5 protein-coding genes are annotated in these 6,476 nt (G+C 58.6%); 4 read left to right on the forward strand and 1 reads right to left on the reverse strand.

Features of this window, described 5'->3' with window-relative positions:
- Window positions 1–2,279 (reverse strand): retention module-containing protein (locus AB5Y85_RS02150; RefSeq protein ID WP_368221104.1); only part of this gene is annotated, 2,279 nt, incomplete at its 3' end.
- 720 nt (window positions 2,280–2,999) lie between these two features.
- Between AB5Y85_RS02150 and nrfA the strand changes: the two genes are divergently transcribed.
- From nrfA to nrfD, 4 genes are all read left to right on the forward strand, one after another.
- Window positions 3,000–4,442 carry an ammonia-forming nitrite reductase cytochrome c552 subunit gene (nrfA, locus tag AB5Y85_RS02155; RefSeq protein ID WP_368221108.1) on the forward strand — a complete coding sequence of 481 codons (1,443 nt, stop codon included), beginning with the start codon at window positions 3,000–3,002 and terminating at the stop codon, window positions 4,440–4,442.
- A 51-nt stretch (window positions 4,443–4,493) separates the two neighbouring features.
- Complete coding sequence (gene nrfB, locus AB5Y85_RS02160; RefSeq protein WP_258721777.1) at window positions 4,494–5,093, forward strand: cytochrome c nitrite reductase pentaheme subunit; 600 nt, start codon at window positions 4,494–4,496, stop codon at window positions 5,091–5,093.
- On the forward strand, window positions 5,090–5,770 hold the full coding sequence (nrfC, locus tag AB5Y85_RS02165) for a cytochrome c nitrite reductase Fe-S protein (RefSeq protein ID WP_368221106.1): 681 nt from the start codon (window positions 5,090–5,092) through the stop codon (window positions 5,768–5,770). The genes nrfB and nrfC overlap by 4 nt, the downstream gene beginning before the upstream one ends.
- Window positions 5,771–5,857: 87 nt before the next feature.
- On the forward strand, window positions 5,858–6,476 hold a 619-nt coding region (gene nrfD, locus AB5Y85_RS02170; protein WP_368221107.1), incomplete at its 3' end, for an NrfD/PsrC family molybdoenzyme membrane anchor subunit.

Below are 6,476 nucleotides of genomic sequence, written 5' to 3' on the forward strand. Positions count from 1 at the left end.
CTCTGGTTGCCCCCCTCTTGCAGCGAGACGCCCTTGTCGATGCCCAATGCGGGATCACTGCCATCATTGACGGTCAGGGTCAGGTTGGCGCTGGTGCTGTCGCCATCGATCTCGTTGGCGCTCACCTGCAAATCGAGGGAAAGCGTGTCGCTGCCCTGATGATCGAGCGGGCCGGTGAGGGTGACCACTACCCGCCCAGCCAGATCGCTGCCCTGCTGCTCAGCCTTCAATTCGGCGCGCAGCACCTCCACCCGTTGGCCACTGCCATCCAGGTAGTAACCCACCAAGGTGCGATCATCGGCAAATTCAAAGGTCAGCGGATGACCATCGCTGGCAAGACCCGATCCGTTGAGGGTAGTCAGGGTGCTGCTCTGATTGCTGAACACCAACGAATCCACCAGCAGAGGATCGGCGGTGTGTTTGACCACAAAGCTGCTCTCGCCCACCACGGCGGCGCCGTTGGTAAAGGCATCTTCAGTCAGAGGAATGGCCGGGATCTCGAAGCTGGGCGGATTGCTGTCCACCAGATTGATCACCAGCGGCGCCTTCACCAGATCGCCGTCGCTATCGCGATATTCGAGGTTAAACGGCAGGCGCAACGCGTCCTGACCGTGATCCAGGCTTTGACTCCAGACGATGCGGTAGCTGCCATCATTGTTGAGGGTCAGGGTGAAGATCGTCGCCCCACCGGCACTGGCGGTCAGGGTCTGACCGTTGATGGTGTAGCCAAGAGGCGCGCCATGGCTGACGAGCCCCAGACCTTCCAAGGCACTCTGATCAGCGGCGAACTGGACTTGCAGATTGCCATCCTGGCCGGCACCGGTATTTAGACTGCCGGTCGCGGTGATCGGGCCATCGGCCAATCCGGCTTCGGAGAGCGTCAGGGTTTCGCTCTGACCGATCAGCGGCACCCCATCACTGGCGCTGTTGCCCGCCAGATCGGTGACACTGGCACGCACTTCAAAGGATTGATTGATACCGGAGAGATCAAGACCTGATACCTGCCAGCGGCCATCGGCCCCCACCTGTGCCGAGGTGGTCAACAGCGGCTGGCCATTGCTGTCAACAAGTGTGATGATGACACTCTGACCCACCTCCACATTGCTGGTGGAACCGCTCAGGGTGGCGCTGCTGTTGCCAAACAGGGCTGCGGTATCGAGATCATCGATGTCGATAGATGCCTGAGTATCGACATTGATAACGAGAGTATCGCTGGCGCGGTTGCCGGCAATATCCACGGAATTGACCTGAAACTGGTACTGGCCATCGGCCAGGGTTTGCGGCAGCTGATATTGCCAGTTACCGGCGGCATCCACCGTCAGGACGGTGAGCACGCTGCCGCCAAGGCTCAGGGTTACGGTGGCGCCAGGTTCCCCCTTCCCTTGCAGCAGCGGGGTATTGTCGCGGGTCAGATCATCGATCTGGCTGGCGCCGGTGTCGCTCTCATCGGCGAGATCGAGGGTAATGGTGGTGATGGTATCGAGCAGAGTCTGTCCGGTATCGCTGGCGTTGTTGCCCGCCTGATCCTGGGTATTGGCCACAATCTGCAACGGGCCATCCACCAGCTTGCCGGTCACCTCGCCAAAATTGGCTTCCCACACCAGGCCGGGCAGCACCACTTTCGTCACCGTCAGTGAATTGCCCGCCTGATCGATAAGGATCACAGTGACTGGCTGGCCTACCTCCACATCATCCACCACACCACGAATGATGACGCCAGCCGCTTCATCGGCGTTGATAATGTTGTCGCTGGTTTGGGGCTCGGTGATGGTGATGGCGGCAAAGAAATCACGCTCTTCGGAAAACAGCAGCTCATCGCCAACAGGTTGCACCGCATGATCGGTATCAAAACCGGCCTCGGCCAGGGTGGAATCGTTGGTACGATCGACCACCACAAATCCACCCGGGCTGGAACCGGCTACACCACCGATATTACCCGCGGCGGCTGCGTTACCGGCAGCGGTCTCCTGGAACAATTCGGTCGGGTCAATACCCTGACGGATCGCCTCTTGCAATGAGGCCAGTTCCGGATCGGTCGGTTGTCCATCAGCAGCAGGCTTCGTGGGCTCAGGTTTGGCGGCCATATCTTGCTCACCAGCAGGATCACTGCCCGGCTTGGCTAGTTGAAAGTGGCCCCCTTGGGCAGCTTGCAGGCGATCCCCCGGCTGCAATGCCATCCCCACCTTTGCTCGTATGACAGATCCATCTGCACTGATGACAAACACGGAGCCCTCGAGTTGGGAGATCACCGTGGACTTTTCAATTTGCAACTCTGCCATACAACCTCCAGCAAAACCTTAACCACCAACATCAGTACCTACAGGGTACTTGTCTGTTCAATAATCATACCGAACCAGACTAAGTGGGTCTTTTCGCCATTTTTGGCAATGATTGCCATAAAATGGCCATAACTTACAATATTGTGCATCTAACAGGCCTTTTTAAATGAAATGAGATTTGAATGACCCCAATCACATCGCCTTTATTAATAGGCCTATCAGACTCCATGTGACCATTTCTGTCGTTTGACGATAAATCCACTGCAGCTTCAATAAATGGATCATAATCCGAAGGTCAACAGTTCATGCCATAACACCGCAAGACTGCATATTTAGTCAACTATTAGCATAAAAATTGCCATAATGTGTGAACAAGACGGCAGCAATCCAGCTCAGCTGGCAAAAATTGCCAGTACGTAACTGTATCGATCAAACGCCTGCCATCGAATGTTCGGCAGTTAACAAGAAGTTGAGTTTCCATAAAATTTAATCCAGGTCTCATTTCAGCAATCAATCCTGTGCACCAATTGATCTGGCACAACTCTCCCCCCGATAAATCATCATTAAATTTACCTATTTGTTAGGGTAACCCTCGAGCGATCATATATTGCGCGGTTTTATTTACCCGCAAGCGAATGTCTGCCCACCCCGCCCGACGGGGGGAAGATCCACACCAAGATGGAACGGGTCAGACGAGACCAAAACATTTATCTGGGAGTGATAAACGTGGGTTCACAACACAGGCATATCAAACTGGGCCTCGCCGCCCTGCTGCTGACCAGCTGGCTTGGCGCCAGCGGCTGGGCACTGGCTGATGACGCAACCACCAAGGGCAAGATAGAGGCGCGCAGCGAGCTGTTCGCCAAGGATCACGCCGATCAGTTCACCAGTTGGCAAGCCACCAGCGAAAGCAAGGAACGCACCGATGCACTGGCGGAAGATCCCAACATGGTGGTGCTGTGGGGCGGTTACCCCTTCGCCAAGGATTACAACAAGCCGCGCGGTCACTTCTATGCGCTGACCGATGTGCGCGAAACCCTGCGTACCGGCGCCCCGAAAACAGCCGAAGATGGTCCGCTGCCCATGGCCTGCTGGAGCTGCAAAGGCCCGGATGTGGCCCGCGCCATCGACGAGAAGGGTGAGGATGGCTACTTCAAGGGGATGTGGGCCAAGGGCGGCCCCGAGATCGTCAACACCATCGGCTGCGCCGACTGCCACGACACCGCCTCGAAGGAGTTCAAGGAGGGCAAACCTGCCCTGCACCTCTCCCGTCCCTATGCCGATCGGGCCATGACCGCCATCGGCAAGCCGTTCAAGGATCAGGGGCGCTTTGATCAGCAGTCCCAGGTGTGCGGCCAGTGCCATGTGGAGTACTACTTCAGCGGCCCCACCAAAGCGGTCAAATTCCCCTGGGACAAGGGCACCACTGTGGAGCAGATGGAGGCCTATTACGATGAAATCGGCTTTGCCGACTGGACTCATGCCCTCTCCAAAACCCCCATGCTGAAAGCCCAGCACCCCGAGTACGAAACCTGGCGCGCCGGCATTCACGGCCAGAACAACGTCGCCTGTGTCGACTGCCACATGCCCAAGGTGCAGAACGAGCAGGGCAAGGTCTACACCGATCACAAAGTGGGGAACCCCTTCGATCGCTTCGAGCAGACCTGCCGCAACTGCCACACCCAGAGCAAGGAGATGCTGCAAGGGATCGTCAAACAGCGCAAAGAGGCGGTGCTCGAAACCAAGCTGAAGGTCGAGAAGCAGCTGGTACACGCCCACTTTGAAGCCAAGGCGGCTTGGGATGCCGGTGCCACCGAGGCAGAGATGAAGGATATTCTGCAGGACATCCGTCACGCCCAGTGGCGCTGGGACTACGCCATCGCCTCCCACGGGGTGCAGATGCACGCCCCCGAAGTGGCCCTCAAGGTACTTGGCAGCGCGCTGGATAAAGCCGCTGACGCCCGCACCAAGCTGGCACGCCTGTTGGCCAGCAAGGGGATCAGCCACGAAATCGCCATCCCCGACATCTCCACCAAGGAGAAAGCGCAAGCCGCCCTTGGCATGGATATGAAGCAGTTCAACAGCGACAAGGCCCAGTTCCTCAAGACCACGGTCCCCGCCTGGGATGCCGAGGCCAAAGCGGCCGGACGGCTGGCACAGTAACGGCGCCTGCGGGCCCGGTCAGACCAGGCCCGCAGCGGATGGAGGCTTCCTATGGGTGATTTAACGATGGATTTTTTACGACTGATGCTGATGGCAGCCATGCTGCTCACCAGCCTGCAGGGTCAGGCGGCCGAGTCGGCAGCAGCCCCTGTTCCAGCTACACATGAGGTGGAATTTTTACGCAATCCCGACAAGGCCTGTACCGACTGTCACAAGGAGCAGAGCGAGAGGATGCACGGCAAGCATGGTCAGGCGACCAATCCCAACAACCTGGCACCTGTCACCTGCACCAACTGCCACGGCCAGCCCTCCCCCCAGCACCGGGAAGGGGTCAAGGATGTGATGCGCTTTAGCCACAGCCTGAAGGATAAAGAGAGCATCAAGCTTTATCCCATCAGCGAGCAGAACGGCGTCTGCATGAGCTGCCACGAGCCCAAACCACTGCGCGAGGCGCTCTGGGCCCACGACGTGCACGCCACCAAGCTCACCTGCACCAGCTGTCACCAGTTGCATCCGGCCAAGGAGCCCATGGTGGGGATCCCGGAAAAATCCCGCATCAAGCTCTGCGTCGACTGCCACAGCAAGCAGCATGAGGCCAGCAAGGCCCGGCAGGAGCAGTCCAAACCGGCTACCGGCAAGGAGGCCTCATGAGCTGCTCTCGCCGTAATTTTATGGCGGGCGTGGGTGCGGGGGCCCTTATCATGATGACGGGGCCGACTCGTTCCCTTGCTACCCCCCTCGCCCACAGCCAGACCATCGACGGGATACGCTATGGCATGATCCACGATGAGACGGCCTGCATCGGCTGCACCGCCTGCATGGATGCCTGCCGGGAGGTCAACAAGGTGCCGGAAGGGGTCTCGCGCCTCGAGATCATCCGCTCAGGCCCGGTCGGTGAATTTCCCGACGCCGAGTACCGCTTCTTTCGCAAGTCCTGCCAGCACTGCGACAACGCCCCCTGCGTCCACGTCTGCCCGACCGGTGCCTCCCATATCCGCAAGGAGGATGGCATCGTCGACGTCAACCCGGATCTCTGCGTCGGTTGCATGTATTGCCTCGCCGCCTGCCCCTATCAGGTGCGCTTTATCAACCCGGTCACCCGAGTGGCGGACAAATGCGACTTTTGCCGCAAGACCAACCTGGCGGCGGGCAAGGAGCCAGCCTGCGTGGAGTCCTGCCCCACCAAGGCGCTGGTGTTCGGTAATCTGGATGATCCGGACAGCCCCATCGCCAAACGGCTGGTGAAAGAGACCATCTATCGCTACAAGCAGGCACTCGGCACCTCGCCCAAGATGTACCGCGTGCCCAAAGGGGAGATAACGTCATGACCATACAAGCGGCATTTCACTTCCCCTCGCTGGTGTGGGGATTTGCCCCATCGCCATCTACTGCTGTGACAGAGGGAGGAATGGATCATGTTGCATGACGCATTTCACTTCCCTTCACTTGTCTGGGACTGGCCGATCGCTATCTATCTGTTCCTGCTCGGCATCTCCGCCGGGGCCACAACCCTCTCGGTGCTGCTGCGCCGCAAGGGGGCAGGCAGCGAGAGCGGCATCATCAAGGCAACCGCCATTCTGGCGCCAGCGAGCGTGATCCTGGGGTTACTGATCCTTATCTTCCATCTGGCCCGCCCCTGGACCTTCTGGAAGCTGATGTTCCACTACCAGTTCGACTCAGTGATGTCGATGGGGGTCATGCTGTTTCAGCTCTATATGGCGGTGCTGTTCGCCTGGCTGGCGGTGGTGTTTCGCACCGAGATCGAGACAATGCGCAGCCGGTTGCTGAAAGAGAAGTTCGCATTTGTGGATGGGCTGATTGGCTTGCTCGCCCGCATCGAACGGCTGCTGGCGCCGCTCTTGCTGCTGCTTGCCGTGCTCTTGGGGGCCTACACTGGCTTTCTGCTCTCGGCACTCAAGACCTATCCGCTCTTGAACAACCCGGTGCTGCCGGTGCTGTTTCTGGTCTCGGGCATCAGCTCAGGTATCGCCTCCACCATCTTGCTGGCGGTGACGCTCTTCAAGGAGAACCATC

Source organism: Aeromonas sp. R3-1 (genome assembly GCF_040908345.1).
In the GTDB taxonomy this organism is placed as follows: domain Bacteria; phylum Pseudomonadota; class Gammaproteobacteria; order Enterobacterales; family Aeromonadaceae; genus Aeromonas; species Aeromonas veronii.